The organism is Flavobacterium chungangense LMG 26729 (assembly GCF_000735715.2).
Taxonomy (GTDB): domain Bacteria; phylum Bacteroidota; class Bacteroidia; order Flavobacteriales; family Flavobacteriaceae; genus Flavobacterium; species Flavobacterium chungangense.
The window spans coordinates 75,819-90,195 of the sequence record NZ_JASY01000001.1 but is presented as its reverse complement, the minus strand read 5'-3'; the positions used below and the strand labels follow the sequence as shown (position 1 = coordinate 90,195).

The window sequence follows — 14,377 nt, the reverse complement described above, 5'->3', positions numbered from 1 at the left end:
AATAATTATCCCTTTTAATTAAACAAACACACCAAAAACACTTATCTCCACTAACTATAAAAATTTGAATTAAGAAAAACAACTCATTTGCAAAAAATCGATCCTAAGGAAGAAAAACTGAAAATTATTTGATATTATTACAAAATGAATCCGTTATCCCGAATAATTACAATCATTCTGTTAGCAATACATGTTGCCGGTGCCCAGTCCGGTAATTTTGTATTTTCGCCAATTAACGTTTTAGAAGGACTAAGTGATAATCAAATTCGTTATATATTACAGCTTTCTGATGGAAGAATGGTTTTTAAAACCAGCGGTAATTTAAACCTCTACGATGGAGAAAATTTTAAATATATACACCAGAACACTGCTCATGTTGCTCCTCTAAAAGGTTACGATGGGTTTTACAGAATTTATAAAGACAGGGATTCACTTCTATGGATTAAAGACACTCACAAATTGATGTGTTTAGACCTGCATACTGAAAAATATGTCCCGAACCCGGGATCTTATTTTAAAAATAAAGGATTAAAAAAACCTGTCGAAAATCTTTTCGTGGATTCGGACAGCCGGCTATGGCTGCTGAGCAAGAACAAACTTTATAAAAATAATTCCGATTATTTTATAGACATACGAGCCAATGATGGCAATTTACAAGATTTGGCTTCCGTTAAGAATAACTTATACCTCTTTTACAGTACCGGAGCAGTAGTATGTTATGATCTGAAAACAAAAGGAAAACGCTACAGCAGTGCTGCATACTCCCCGGCAGAGCATGCTAATTTTAAGAATACCTCGATGGTAGTTGAAGGAAGCAACGGTTTTTATCAATTACGAAACGGAATTAAAGGCGGTTTTTTCTTTTTTGATATCCAAAAACGCAGTTGGAAAAAAATACTGGAAACAAGCTATACTCTTAATACATTAGCAATCACTGTTGATCATAAAGCTTACATCAGTTGCAAAACAGGAATCTGGATCATTAATAACCTAACCGGAGAAAAACAATACATTCCTACATTAAAAAAAGTAGATGGAAGTATCATCAATACTGAAATAAGTACTGTGTTTTATGACAGGCAGGGCGGTCTTTGGCTGGGCACTTTTAATCAGGGACTTCTTTATTATCATCCTTCCAGATACAAATTCAATTTGATAGGACGCTTCTACTTTGAGCCAAAAAATCCAAAAGACATAACCGTTGAATCATTTGCCGAGGATCAGAAAGGAAATATCTACATTCGATGCGGCGATTTGTTTTATCAATACCATTCCGTAGAAAATAAGGTAGTTCTTGTTCCTTATGTTTCCCTTCCGAAAGAAGTATTAAAAAAATTCAATCAGGATAAAACTTATTATGGCAGTGTACACAGATCGCTTTATGATGTGCGGGGCTGGAAATGGACGGGAACACAAGACGGATTAAAACTTTTTATTCCAAACAAGAAAAAAGAAAAACTGTTTTATACCCAGGATGGTTTGTCTAATAATTTTGTCCATGCTCTTTTGGAGGACCGAAACAAAAATATATGGGTAACGACCAGTTCCGGCATAACAAAACTGCAGATAGATGCTGTAAGCAGGAAAATTAGTTTTACAAATTTCACCTCCCGTGAAGGAACTTTAGAAGGAGAATATTCAGATGATGCAGCTTTTCAGGCAACTGAGGGGACTTTATATTTTGGCGGAATTAATGGTTTTAATACATTAAGAACGGACAATGAAGTGGATGAAAAACTCCCCTTTCGTCCCGTTTTTACAAATCTGTTTATTCGTGGAGAGAAGGTCGAAACAGGAGTTAAATATGATGACCGTATTATTTTAGAACAGACTGCTCCGAATACTAAAAAGATTGAACTTTCTTATGAGCAGAACTTCCTGACTTTTGAGTTTTCTGCCCTAAATTATAAAAATCCCTCGCAAACACGCTACCGTTACCAACTTGTGGGTATCGATAATGACTGGCGGGAAACCTCAGCGGGCAGGCAAAATGGAAATACCGGTACAGGCAGTAAACTCATAAACGCTTACACCAATCTTCCACACGGTAGATATATACTTAAGGTAATGGCAGCCGGAAGCCGTGGACAATGGAGCCCTGTTTCAGAATTAGAAATTACCATTCATGCGCCATGGTGGAGAACTACTTCTGCCTACATTTTATTCACTTTATTTTTGACAGCATTAATTGGTACAGGAATTTACATTTATATTGCGAATACCCGCAAGAAACTGGAACAAAACTACAGAGAAGATCTGCTTCTGGTGCGAATAAAAAGCCTTATTGACCAGTGTAATTATCTTGAAGCTGAAAAAGACACTTATCTGGCTCAGACAAATGTATTTCAGCCTTCACTTCAAAAAAATGAAAACAAAGCTGATGAAATATTCTTAGCAAAAGCTTTAGAACAGGTTGAAAAGAATCTGAGTACTGCTAATTATTCCGTAGAAGATCTAAGCCGGGATCTTTGTATGGACCGCACTGGACTTTACCGTAAATTAATCGCGCTTTTAGATAAGCCTCCGTCTATGTTTATTAGAAATGTACGTCTTCAGAAAGCTGCAGTTTTACTTCTTGAAGGAGAACTCAGTATTTCAGAAATTACAGAAAAAGTAGGATTCAGCAGTCCCAGTTATATGAGTAAATGTTTTCAGGAGATGTATGGTTGTAGGCCATCAGAATATGCAGAAAAGATAAACAAATCAACCTGATTACTGTTTATTTCAACATGGCTGTTGTCGCTTTTACGGGGGTAAAAGTAATTTTGGACATATAGAAAACCAAAACATTAAAGCCAATGAAATTTTTTAATTTTAAATCTAACCGTTTAATAGTAACATTTGTCCTCTATTTTATAATAGCAGATGTTAATGCTCAGGCTATAGAGAAAACCACGCAGGGAGTAAAATTTACTTCACAAGGTATGGACATTCAGATCGAATTTTATTCTAATAATATTGTTAGGGTTTATAAAAGTCCAAGTGGGATTTCTTATAACAAAAAAAGCCTTTCTGTTGTAAAACTTCCTGAAAATGTACCTGTAAAGTTTAATGAAAAAGGAGAAATTACGCTATTAGAAAGTAATAATCTTAAGGTTCAGATTAATACTGAAAGCGGAGGAATTTCTTTTTATGATACTTCGGGAAAACTGCTTCTTAAAGATAAGGATTACGGAACACAGTTTTCGCCTCTGGATGATGCCGGAACACCATCGTATACCGTTAAAGAAGGATTTTTGCTGGACAAAGACGAAGCAGTATACGGAGTTGGACAAATCATGGATAATAAATTCAACCGCCGAAACTCTTTGCATAATATGCAGAATGAAAACATGTCAACCTATTCTCCGTATTTTATATCTGTGAAAGGATATGCCGTTTTTTGGGATAATTACTCCATTTCAAAATTTAATGACAATCCACAGGAACTTTCTTTTGAAGGATTAGGACATTGCTCCGACTATTATTTTATGTATGGAAAAAATGCAGACGGTGTTATTGCACAAGTTCGTGATTTAACAGGGAAAGCGCCAATGCTTCCTTTATGGGCATATGGTTTTTTTCAAAGTAAAGAACGGTATCACACACAAGACGAAAGCCTGAATGTAGTAAAGAAGTACCGCGAGCTTCAAATTCCTCTGGATGTGGTTATTCAGGACTGGCGTTATTGGCCCGAATATAACAAAAGTGACAGTTTATGGAATTCGCAAAGTTTTGATAAGGAGAGGTTTCCTAATCCTAAGCAATGGGCAAATGAAATTCATAAGCTAAATGCAAAATTACTGATCGTTACCTGGCCAGGATTTGGTCCTAAAACAGAGCAGCGTAAAGAATTAGACAGTAAAAAAATGATTATCAATTTTGATACATGGCCTCCAAAAAGCGGTGCACGTCCTTATGATGTATACAATCCTGAAGCCTTAGATATTTACTGGCGCTACCTGAACAAAGGTATTTTTAGCTTTATTGAAAATGACGGCTGGTGGCTCGATTCAACAGAACCAGACCACATCGACAGGAAAGATTCAGATTATCTTCTGCCAACACATCTGGGTTCTTACCGCAGTGTAAAGAATGCCTACAGTCTTATGCATAATAAAGGAATTGCTCTTAATCAACGTAAAACAAATCCAGAAAAAAGGGTCGTTATCCTTACTCGTTCAGGATTTATCGGACAGCAGTTTTATGGTTCTAATACCTGGAGTGGCGATGTAGTTTCTTCATGGGAAATGCTCCAGAAACAAATTCCTGCCGCGTTAAATTATACCTTAATGGGTATTCCAAACTGGAATAGTGATATTGGCGGTTTTTTTGCCGGTCATTGGAAAAAAGATGGAGGCAATAAAAATCCGGAGTTTCAGGAACTCTATGTTCGCTGGATGCAGTTTGGAGCGTTTTGCCCAATGATGCGTTCTCATGGAACCGATCTTCCGCGCGAAATATGGAATTTTGGAGATCGTGGTACGTGGTGTTTCGATGCACAGGAAAAGGCAATTAATTTGCGTTACAGCCTCTTACCTTATATCTACAGCACATCATGGGATGTCAGTCACAACAACGGAACATTTATGCGTCCGCTCGTTATGGATTTTGCTTCAGATGTAAAAACACACGATATTGGCAACGAATACCTCTTCGGGCGTTCTATTCTTGTCGCTCCTGTTACCCAATATAAATCAAGAAAATGGCCTGTATATCTTCCTGCGGGAAGCAACTGGTACAACTTCTGGACCAATGAATACTTAACCGGAGGACAAACCGTTTCAACCGAAACTGAGGTAGATAAAATTCCGCTATATATTAAATCGGGTTCTATTGTGCCTTTTGGTCCCAAGGTTCAGTATGCAACCCAAAAAAAATGGGACAATCTTGAAATACGTATTTATCCCGGAGCAGATGGGGAATTTCTATTATACGAAGATGAAAATGACAATTACAATTATGAAAAGAACTTTTATTCTACTATCAAATTCAAATGGAGTGATGCATCAAAAACCCTTACTATAGAAAACAGAGAAGGTAATTTTCCTGGTATGATTAAATCTCGTAAGTTCAAAATTGTGATTGCCAATAAAAATCAGGGCTATGGTGATACTCCTGCTGAGATCGTTAAGAGTGTTTCTTATAATGGCAGTAAAATATCGGTTAAACTTTAATTTTTGAATGGTAAATAAGTGAATTAAGGGTTTAGATAGTACCTGAATTACTTTTACTACCCCTATTCCAATAACTAAACAATTAAATTTTAATGAAAGGCTATAATTTAGATTTTTTAAACAATAAAACAGTAATAAACATTTACAATATTTCTATTTGTGAAAACAAATTTTCCTATAGCCTTTCAGATTCATTGGTCTTAAAATTAATTGACAACTCATTAGTTCAAATTTTAATTGATTACGATATAAAAGTTTACCAATTATCTTCAATAGAAGAACTTATAATTTTAGGGGATTATGATCTGAAAAGTGTAGAAATTCAATTATTAGAAATAAGTGAAATAATGAATACTCAAAAGATCACTACTATTTATAATTATTTACAATCAACATATCAATTTGGTTCAAAATTTTTAAATACAAACAATGAATTTATATTTGGATTTTGTTTTGGCTGGGACGAAATCATTTTATTAGATGAAAAAGATTTTATCACAATGTTGAATTCTTACGATGAAAAGACAGAAATTGTAATTCCACAAACACCAGATGAATCGGATATATCAACGTAATAATAACTTGAACTAATACACGTTTATTTATACTCCTGTGTCCGATTGTATCGGCTACCTAAAAAATTAAAAGATAAATCATAGCGTTTGTAACGCACATAAAAAAAGTAACGCTGACCATTCGAATTCTAATAATACTATTTATTTTGTTATCATTGTATTGTTTATTTTAACTTATAAATATGAAATTAAATGAAATTTTTCGTCTGTTGGCACCAATTATGTTGATAGTTGGCGGTTTTTATGCTAGTAATAGTAATACTAAATTGGCGAAAGATTCGCCTGGAATTTATAAGAGATGGTATCTTCTTGTGATTTTAGGAGTTTTACTATTGCTATTGAGAGTACGCAAATATATTTAATTAAGTGGGAACAATCTTTAAGACTATAAATAGCTCAATTAATAATAACGATACAGCAGAAATTTTTTCCGTGCCGATAAAGAGCATCAACAAAGAACAAAGGGGAAAAAAGAATAACACTTCTTTATTTCCCCGCTGCTTGGCGAGGTTGGGGACTAAATTAAGATTTATATTTCGGTTAAGCAAAAAATTTCCAAATACAAGACCAACTTTAAATTAAGCCTAAAACCCCTATCTAGCCAAACGGCTGTTAGCAGTAGTAGATGTCTTGATCTATATTTTATCAAATTTCACAATGACTTTTTATAGAAGCCATATATTTACTTTTTCTTTTAGCTTTATTCTTTTCAAAGACTAGATTAATATAGCAAGGCTCTAAATCAGTTCCATTCGTTAATACCCAAATAAATTCATTTACTCCATTCACAAAGTTCCTATCTACTATAATCACAGTATCTTTAAACTCAATATCTTTAATTACACTATCTAGCTGCCCCCAATTTATAAGTTCTGATTTTTCAACTATTCTATAAGCAACTTTATAAATATCGTCAAATACTTCAGGATTTGAAGTGAATAATTTAATAAAATCTTCAGAAAGGTATTTTTCAATAGTTATAAGTGAGTCACCTTTTTTAAAATATACATATTTAAAGTCACTTGAATTATTTTCAGTAGTAAAATTTGAATACAAAATCTTAGATTTTGGAAGTTCTTTCCAATTTTGACCAAATGAATTTATGGAAGTAGTAAATAATAAAAATAAGATTTTAAATTTCATACTTAGTTTGTCGTTTTTTTGGGTTCTATTACTGATAACGTTCTGGCGCTTGGCGTGGTTGGTGAATAAAGCTGCGAGATTTTTCGGTTAAACACAAATCTTCCAAATACAAAACCAATTTCAAATTAAGCCAATTGCCCAAATTGCTTGTAGCGTGTGTGCTTATTGCACAACTGCTCAAATATAACAAAAAGGAAACATTAAAAAGCGTGCTTTTATGTAAATTTAAACATGCAAGGAAGAAAAGAATTTACGCCAAAAATGCTCTATCAAGTACACTTAACAGACTTGATTCCAGCGCATAATTTTTATAGATTATTAGATCAATCCATTGATTTTCGCTTTTTCTATAAAGCTACTGCAAAGTATTATGGAGACGAAGGACAAGAGAGTATTGATCCGGTTGTATTTTTCAAAATCTGTTTAGTTGGTTACTTAAACAATATAAATTCGGACAGGAAACTCATCGAATATTGCTCGAATTGTTTAGATGTGCGTTTGTTCATCCGTTATGATATTGATGAGGCTTTGCCATGGCACAGCACCATTAGTCGTACCCGTCAGTTGTATGGTGAAGAAGTATTTTTAAGTTTATTTAAAGAGGTTTTAAAGCTGTGCGTTTCCAAAGGTATGATTCGGGGCAAACGTCAGGCAGTTGACAGTGTATTTATCAAAGCTAATGCTTCTATGGATAGTTTGGTGGAGAAAGAAGTGCTCGAAGACGCCAGTGCCTTTGTAGACGAATTAGAAGAAAACAGCGAATTTAAAACTACCAGCACCAGAAAGAAACTAGTAGAACAACATCATCAGTGGAAAAAAGAAGCTTATAAAAGCCAACCCAATCCTAACTTTAATATCGATAAAGTAGATGAACACGGTAATTCAATACGTCCGAGATTTGTATCGAATCATACCCATTATTCGCCTACAGATCCAGATGCCAGGGTAAGTGTAAAACCAGGCAAAGCAAGACAGTTAAACTATTTTGGACAAATCGCTGTAGACGATGCGCATCATGTAATAACAGGCGCATGTTCAGATTTTGCAGACAAACGCGATAGTCAGTGTATCGAAAAAATAGTTGAACTAACAGAGGAAAATTTACAAGAAAACGGCATTGAATTAGAAGAACTCTTAGCAGATGGAGGTTATAGTAGTGGAGAAGCTTTAAAGTATCTGAACCAAAAAAACATCAATGCCTATATTCCAAACTTCGGACAGTACAAACCTGAACGCGAAGGTTTTATTTTTAATAAAGAATTGCATCAATATGAATGTATAAAAGAAGGTTCAAACAAAGCTATTCTACTCTTTAAAGGAGAAAAAATCGATAGTAAAGGCTACGCCAAACGTACCTATCGAAGTAGTGAGAGCGACTGCAAAAACTGTCCATTACGCGAACAATGCTGTGGAAAGAGTACTAAGTACAAAAAGATAGACCATAGCATTCACAAAGAACACTACGATAGAATGCACCAAAAACTCAAACAAAACCCATACTATGCTAAGAAAATGGTGCGAGTGAGAAGTAAAACCGTAGAACCAGTAATTGGAACATTGGTCAATTTTACCAATATGAAACGCATAAATACTAGAGGAATCAGGCAAGCCAACAAACATGTTTTGATGGCAGCATTAACCTATAATTTGAAGAAATACTTAAAATTTATCACCAAAAGAACAAAAACAAAAGCCGGAGTAGTAAATGAATTACAGGCAAAAGTGCCAACTTTTCTAAAAACGGCTATCTATGACTTAAAAAACATGTTTTTAAGCGCCTCAATTTTTAAAGACTACAACTTAAAAACAAAAATAAACCTCGCTTAAATATGTTTAAACGAGGTTGTTTTTTATGCTTATCTTGAAATTTTACTTTTTTAAGAGAGTTGCGCAACAGCTACCGCTGTTATGAGCTGCCAAATTACAAAAACAATCTTTTGTCATACTTTTTAACAGCTTTTAAAGTGTCCACACATCTTTTAAAATCTGGGTTCTTTTTCAAAACAGACATTAAATCATTTCTAAAGAATAAAATATTTTTTTCGTGTTGATTCAAATTGTCTAAGGATTTATATTCTCCATTCAATATTCTGAAAAAAGATTTTTTAGCACCATTCTGATAAATGTAAAATGAGTCTCCAAAACTTGGCATTATAACAGGTTTTTCGGCTTCAGAAACGAAGTTGTCACCTTTTAAAGTGTCAATATAATTTTCAAAGAATATTCGAGCAATTTCATTTTCTTCAACGTTACTGAGCTTAATTGTATCTGAGAATTTATAGAAATCTATTTTAAACTGTCTATTGGAAAACTCAAATTCGTAATCGGTGTGCAGAAGTTTAAAATTGTATTTTTTCAAACTATCAGCTGAGAATTCTCTTTGGGCAACTTTTCCTTCTTCGCTCACTTTTCTTTGGCAACTTGTTAGAAAAATAGAGATTGCTAAAATTATATAAAACTTCTTCATGTGAATAGGGTTATTTGGTTGCTCATAACGTCTTGGCACTACAGCTGGTTTGGGACTAAATTAAGCCCATTCTTCGGATCATATTCCTATTAAGCCAATTGCCCAAATCCGTTGTAGTAGCTGTTGGCGATTCGGTTTTTTATATTCTGCTTTTCACTTTTTCAAACTCACCATTTTTATTTTCTTTCCATTGATTTTCGCCAATTAAATAAAAATGTTTTTTTTCTTTTATAATTCTGTTTTCAAAATCCTTATTTTCTGAAATAAATCCTTTCGTTTTTGCAATTTCTTCCCACTTTCCTTTTTTTAATGTCCAAACATAAATGTTATTCCACCAACCTTCATTTGTCCTAGAAAAAATAATTATTTCGTTTCCTTTGTCATTATCCAAATCTTCAGTTTTCATTATAACAAGACCTAAACTTTGATCAAAACTGATTTCAGGAATATTTTTAGAAAAAGTAACATTTATTACACAATTTTTCCCACCGCATTCAATTTCGTCTGTTTCCAAGTTTCGTTTTAAAGATATAAAAGCTGTATCGTTTATTTTGTCATTATTTACGTCTCCGAGAAAGATTTTTTTATTTTCAGTTTCAATTTTTGCTTTATTATATTCTTTCGTTTCATTCGCTTTAGAAACCTTTTCTTTCGTTTTAGTTTCACAACCAAAGCATATTGTAAGCAATATTAAAAATCTGATTTTCATATATAATTTCTTTTGCAGGTTTCGTTAAGCTAAACTAACCGCTAACGTTCTGGTACTATAGCGGGTTTGGGACTAAATTAAGCCCTATTCTCGGATTTGCCAAATCATCCAAATACAAGACCATTTTTAAATTAAGCCAATTGCCCAAATCCGTTGTAGCGTGTGTTGGTGGCAGTTAAAATTCAGATACTATTGTTCTAAAATTACCTTTCCCAAAATGCTCAATTGTTTCTCCATTGTTTTCTGTTTCAATCGATTTAAACTCTATTTTTCCATACAAACTGTCTCCAAGTTTGTAATTTACTTTGTCCAACGTAAGTTTTTGATAAACTATTTTATGTGTTGGTTCAACTAATCCTTCTATAATGATATCAGTATAACGGTAGGCTTCAGTATAGAATTTCTCGTTTTTGTATTTGATAATAAATCCACGTCCTGCGAAGCCATTGCTAAAACCAATATTAATTGATAATGTGTCAGAGGGAAAATAGTAAGCTCTACAATTATTGAACTTTGAATTTTCACTTTTATTTAAGTCAATTTTTTTGCCCCTAAAATAGGAGACATCACTTGTTCTTTTTTTTGATGAGTCTTGTTTTTCTGTTGCCGAAAAGATTTCTTTTTGTTTATCAAGTTGTTTGTAAATTAAATCTTTAGAGATATTATAATCTATTTTGACTTTGTCCCATTGATTTAAGTTTTTTTTCTCAGTATAGCTCGAAAGAATTAATACTGTTAATACAAAAAACAAACCACTATAAATTTTTGTTTTCAAATTCAATTTTATATGTTTATTTTTTCTCCCTTTCTGCGGATTAATTGCCACCAACGTTCTGGCACTACAGCGGGTTTGGGATTAAATTAAGCTCTATTTTCGGATTTGCCAAATCATTCCAAATACAAAACCATCATTCCATTAAGCCTATTGCCCAAATCGGTTGTAGTAGCTGTTACTGGCTGGCTTTTTGCATCTAATACTTTCAGTTGTTTTATAAATTTCTTTAGGCAAATCATCAGTTGAATAATATGTTTTCAGCACTTCGCATTCACAATTTTCCTTTCTTAATGTTGTCGAAATTATTCTCGCTCCCAAAGGATGATTTCCGCGTCCCAATCTTTAACTTCAAAACCTTTCTTTTTAAGAATCTGCACCAAAATGAGTTTTTCATCTTCATCTTTGGCTACAATCTCTTTCGACAACGAGTCGTATAAATTTGGAAGCTCTATAAATTTATTATTAGAGTTTTCAATAGCGAATTCGACAATTTTTTCATTAAATTCTGTGGTTTGTTTTTTCGGCTTTTCATTACACGAAAAAAATAAAGTAGTCATTAATGTTATTAAATATCTCATTTAAAGCGTTTTGATTTAAGCTTACCAGTAACGTCTTGGCACTACAGCGGGTTTGGGACTAAATTAAACCCATTTTTCGGATTTGACAAATGATCCCAAATACAAAACTATCTTTCCATTAAGCAAATGCCCAAATCAGTTGTAGTGGCTGTCACTGGCTGGTTATTTAGGCGAAATTACAATTAAACCGCAAATTTTTTACGTTTCTACTGGCACGATCCAACTTTCACTTTTCAACCGTTAGTTGCACACTACTATGCTTAGAATAAATCTATGTCGTAACTATTTATAAGTTTGTAATCAGTAAAATATTTATCATTTACTCCTTTAGCGATAAAGTTATATTTTGTGTTATCTCTGTATGCTGTCATTTTACAAAGTCTTTTTCCTGAAGTGTCATAATAGATAAAAATTTCTGGACTTCCGTTTGACCTGTAATATTCCATTTGATATATGTTATGTTTCTTTGACTTCAATTCATTAATTCCTGACAAAACATATCCATCTAATTTTTCCACATCAATTATTTCTGTGACCAATATTTGAGTTTTAAGCCTAAAATAAATTCTCTCTTTGATAATATGACGAAAGCTAATTTCGTCGGTTTTCTTTTTCGGGTCTGTTTCAACAATTACTTTGAGATTATAACTTTTAGGGTTGCCAATTATTATTTCTTTAGATTCATTATTTGAGGTCAAAAGAAAACTGAAAAATAAAAGAAAACAAAATTTCATAAGATTTGATTGTTAATTTAATGTCGTTTTCGGTTGCTAACTAGCCAGTAACTTGTATTTACCAGCAGTATTTTTTGTGCTCATTTCTTAATTTATTTAGTTTGAATTTTTCGTTTCCATTTTGTCGTTAAACTCATTTTCTTCTAAAAGAATTTATTGAATATTAAACATATTGAAAGCATAAAAAAAAGAAATATAGAAACTAATAAAGTTAAGAATTTTGAAAAAGTTTGTTGTTCAAATAGATTTAGTTTTCTTGTCAATTTAACTCCAATTAAAGCCAACAATAATGAAGCAACAATTATTAAACTTAGAATTAAGTATGAATTTTCATTTGGCCAAATTTCTTTAAATTCTGGAATAATAAATATGAGACAAATTGCGGAAATAACATAACAAATAAAAATACCAATATTTTTTTCAGAATTAGCGGGTTTGTTTTCCTTGTTGGGCAAGTTGCTAAGATTTGCTAATATGTCTAGAATTTCTGAAATCATAATTTTAAAGTTCTTTTCGGAGAATATTGCTGGTAACGTTCTGGCGCTTGGCGAGGTTGCGAAGTTCGTAAACGAGTACTTTCGGATAAAATAAAATTCCTTGCGAAAAGGAAATGTGAATTTACTACAAAATTCGCAATCTCGCCAAATGCCTGTTGTAGGTAATTTTTATTTATGAAAGTAGATAAAATTCACTTTACTATTTACCTTAATTCCTTTTTTTGTTGCAGAAATCCATTTTATGTTTTTTACAAATTCTTCAGCTTTTTTTCTGAAATAATTTTCAAATTTTAAGTTTTCAGTATTTTGAAAAGTGACATCGGTTTGAATGTTTTTAATTTCACCATTTTTCATCAAAACAAAGCTTACGTCAGTACTTGAAAAATATTTCCCTGTTTTGTATTTATAACCTATAGGATACTTGAATACTTTTGAAAAATCCATGTCGGGTTTATGGAAGAAGTCTCTATAGTTTTTCGTGCCGGGATACCTAGAAATTGTGTCACATTCTTCAAAATCAAAAATGACATTTGGATGATTTTCGGCATACTGTTTCTCGGCTAAAACTCTAATAGAATCAATAAATTTTTTTCCATGTCTCTTTTCAATTTCATTTCTCATTACAGAAATGTAGCAATTTCTTGTAAATCCTTTGGACGGGGCTATACAACTTGTCATTGCTGAATCTATCTCTATTTTGTATTTTGATAATATCTGCCCCATTTCTTTATTACTACGATACATTTCAGTCATTCCATTAAAGAAATAGTACACAGTTTTACCGTTTTTAATATCATTAAGAGCACGTTTTTGTTCATTAATACAAGTAGTATCAATCACTTTGATCTTTCCATTTTGTGCTTTATACATTTCGTCTTCGTTATGAACAACGATAGAATCATTTGTGTTGCTTTTTTTAGTCTCAACCTTTTTATTACAAGCTAAAATTAGAAGAAAGCAGAATGATAAAATTAAATGTCTCATTAAATTCTGATGTTAAAATTGCCTACAACTTGTATATATGTCTGACAATATCCGACTTATCTATCTTAAATTAGGTAGCTATGTCTGACAAATGTCAGTTTTAGTATTTTCAAAAATAGGATATTTATTTCATAAATCATCAAACGAGCTTATTTGTTAGATGTTTTTCGTGCTCCAATCTGGTGCAATTTTTACAAAAAAATCAATGGTTTACATTATAAAGAGATAGCTGGTCAAATCCAGCATCATCACAATAAACTAAAAAAGCTCAACTATTTAGCTGAGCCTTTTATCTTTTAATTTCTTACAAAAAAGTTATTTTTCGAAATCACATATGTTTTCTATTTGTTAATAAGTCTTTCCAGCTTAGCCACCATTTCATCTTTCTCTTTCAACATCCTTTCATACAAGGCAATCTTTTCTTCGTGCAGTTTTAAAACTTCTTTTATAGGACTAAATATTGGATGAATATTAATCGCAGAAGCTCCATTTTGAAAATCTGAAAATGTATTAGAAATAATATTCACCGCTTGCTCCTCATCAAAATTCTGAAAAGCTTCAACAGGAATTTTTAGTGAATTCGAGATTTGTTTCAGTATATCATTTTCGATTACATCTTTTTGCTCCAGCAGAGAAATTTTCTTTTGATTCCAGTCATCTCCAAGATCAAAAGCCAATACTTCCTGTTTGATGCCAAGCATTTCCCTGAAGCGTTTTACGTTTCTTCCCTGATGTATTTTCTGTTCCATAATGAGTATT

13 protein-coding genes are annotated in these 14,377 nt (G+C 32.7%); 4 read left to right on the top strand and 9 right to left on the bottom strand.

Translation table 11 applies throughout. The features are described 5' to 3' along the window. Positions 1-144 precede the first annotated feature (144 nt). The 3 genes from JE46_RS00385 (at position 145) to JE46_RS00375 (ending at position 5,731) form a co-directional block, all read left to right on the top strand. Positions 145-2,712 carry a helix-turn-helix domain-containing protein gene (locus JE46_RS00385; protein WP_031453266.1) on the top strand — a complete coding sequence of 856 codons (2,568 nt, stop codon included), beginning with the start codon at positions 145-147 and terminating at the stop codon, positions 2,710-2,712. A gap of 86 nt (positions 2,713-2,798) precedes the next feature. Continuing rightward, the gene (locus JE46_RS00380; RefSeq protein ID WP_031453265.1) at positions 2,799-5,156 is read left to right on the top strand and encodes a glycoside hydrolase family 31 protein; all 2,358 of its coding nucleotides are present in this window, start codon (positions 2,799-2,801) and stop codon (positions 5,154-5,156) included. A 92-nt stretch (positions 5,157-5,248) separates the two neighbouring features. Continuing rightward, positions 5,249-5,731 (top strand): hypothetical protein, encoded by a 483-nt coding sequence (locus JE46_RS00375; RefSeq protein ID WP_031453264.1) that lies wholly within the window; start codon positions 5,249-5,251, stop codon positions 5,729-5,731. A gap of 645 nt (positions 5,732-6,376) precedes the next feature. Here JE46_RS00375 and JE46_RS00365 read toward each other — a convergent pair. Further along, entirely contained in the window at positions 6,377-6,874 is a 498-nt protein-coding gene (locus tag JE46_RS00365; RefSeq protein WP_031453262.1) for a hypothetical protein, read from the bottom strand. Between the two features lie 231 nt (positions 6,875-7,105). Here JE46_RS00365 and JE46_RS00360 point away from each other — a divergent pair, with 231 nt between their 5' ends. Then, positions 7,106-8,701, top strand: a complete 1,596-nt coding sequence (locus tag JE46_RS00360; protein WP_051872764.1) for an IS1182 family transposase — start codon at positions 7,106-7,108, stop codon at positions 8,699-8,701. A gap of 94 nt (positions 8,702-8,795) precedes the next feature. Here the strand turns inward: JE46_RS00360 and JE46_RS00355 are convergent, their stop codons facing one another. The 8 genes from JE46_RS00355 to JE46_RS00320 form a co-directional block, all read right to left on the bottom strand. After that, complete coding sequence (locus JE46_RS00355) at positions 8,796-9,341, bottom strand: hypothetical protein (RefSeq protein ID WP_157505830.1); 546 nt, start codon at positions 9,339-9,341, stop codon at positions 8,796-8,798. Positions 9,342-9,480: 139 nt separating this feature from the next. Continuing rightward, the gene (locus JE46_RS00350) at positions 9,481-10,050 is read right to left on the bottom strand and encodes a hypothetical protein (protein ID WP_031453259.1); all 570 of its coding nucleotides are present in this window, start codon (positions 10,048-10,050) and stop codon (positions 9,481-9,483) included. A 175-nt stretch (positions 10,051-10,225) separates the two neighbouring features. Beyond that, the gene (locus JE46_RS00345) at positions 10,226-10,825 is read right to left on the bottom strand and encodes a hypothetical protein (protein ID WP_157505828.1); all 600 of its coding nucleotides are present in this window, start codon (positions 10,823-10,825) and stop codon (positions 10,226-10,228) included. A 302-nt stretch (positions 10,826-11,127) separates the two neighbouring features. Then, positions 11,128-11,403, bottom strand: a complete 276-nt coding sequence (locus JE46_RS00340; protein WP_157505826.1) for a hypothetical protein — start codon at positions 11,401-11,403, stop codon at positions 11,128-11,130. Positions 11,404-11,663: 260 nt separating this feature from the next. Beyond that, complete coding sequence (locus JE46_RS00335) at positions 11,664-12,137, bottom strand: hypothetical protein (RefSeq protein WP_031453256.1); 474 nt, start codon at positions 12,135-12,137, stop codon at positions 11,664-11,666. A 143-nt stretch (positions 12,138-12,280) separates the two neighbouring features. Continuing rightward, entirely contained in the window at positions 12,281-12,634 is a 354-nt protein-coding gene (locus JE46_RS00330) for a hypothetical protein (RefSeq protein WP_031453255.1), read from the bottom strand. Positions 12,635-12,802: 168 nt separating this feature from the next. Beyond that, on the bottom strand, positions 12,803-13,618 hold the full coding sequence (locus JE46_RS00325) for a hypothetical protein (RefSeq protein ID WP_031453254.1): 816 nt from the start codon (positions 13,616-13,618) through the stop codon (positions 12,803-12,805). 341 nt (positions 13,619-13,959) lie between these two features. Then, positions 13,960-14,367 carry a helix-turn-helix domain-containing protein gene (locus JE46_RS00320; protein ID WP_031453253.1) on the bottom strand — a complete coding sequence of 136 codons (408 nt, stop codon included), beginning with the start codon at positions 14,365-14,367 and terminating at the stop codon, positions 13,960-13,962. Positions 14,368-14,377 lie beyond the last annotated feature (10 nt).

What these genes read in the sequence shown, in the direction of transcription:
- JE46_RS00380 (WP_031453265.1), top strand. Translation starts at nt 2,799, where the DNA reads ATGAAATTTTTTAATTTTAAATCTAACCGTTTAATAGTAACATTTGTC.
- JE46_RS00365 (WP_031453262.1), bottom strand. Translation starts at nt 6,874, where the DNA reads ATGAAATTTAAAATCTTATTTTTATTATTTACTACTTCCATAAATTCA.
- JE46_RS00325 (WP_031453254.1), bottom strand. Translation starts at nt 13,618, where the DNA reads ATGAGACATTTAATTTTATCATTCTGCTTTCTTCTAATTTTAGCTTGT.
- JE46_RS00360 (WP_051872764.1), top strand. Translation starts at nt 7,106, where the DNA reads ATGCAAGGAAGAAAAGAATTTACGCCAAAAATGCTCTATCAAGTACAC.
- JE46_RS00355 (WP_157505830.1), bottom strand. Translation starts at nt 9,341, where the DNA reads ATGAAGAAGTTTTATATAATTTTAGCAATCTCTATTTTTCTAACAAGT.
- JE46_RS00385 (WP_031453266.1), top strand. Translation starts at nt 145, where the DNA reads ATGAATCCGTTATCCCGAATAATTACAATCATTCTGTTAGCAATACAT.
- JE46_RS00330 (WP_031453255.1), bottom strand. Translation starts at nt 12,634, where the DNA reads ATGATTTCAGAAATTCTAGACATATTAGCAAATCTTAGCAACTTGCCC.
- JE46_RS00335 (WP_031453256.1), bottom strand. Translation starts at nt 12,137, where the DNA reads ATGAAATTTTGTTTTCTTTTATTTTTCAGTTTTCTTTTGACCTCAAAT.
- JE46_RS00340 (WP_157505826.1), bottom strand. Translation starts at nt 11,403, where the DNA reads ATGAGATATTTAATAACATTAATGACTACTTTATTTTTTTCGTGTAAT.
- JE46_RS00350 (WP_031453259.1), bottom strand. Translation starts at nt 10,050, where the DNA reads ATGAAAATCAGATTTTTAATATTGCTTACAATATGCTTTGGTTGTGAA.
- JE46_RS00375 (WP_031453264.1), top strand. Translation starts at nt 5,249, where the DNA reads ATGAAAGGCTATAATTTAGATTTTTTAAACAATAAAACAGTAATAAAC.
- JE46_RS00320 (WP_031453253.1), bottom strand. Translation starts at nt 14,367, where the DNA reads ATGGAACAGAAAATACATCAGGGAAGAAACGTAAAACGCTTCAGGGAA.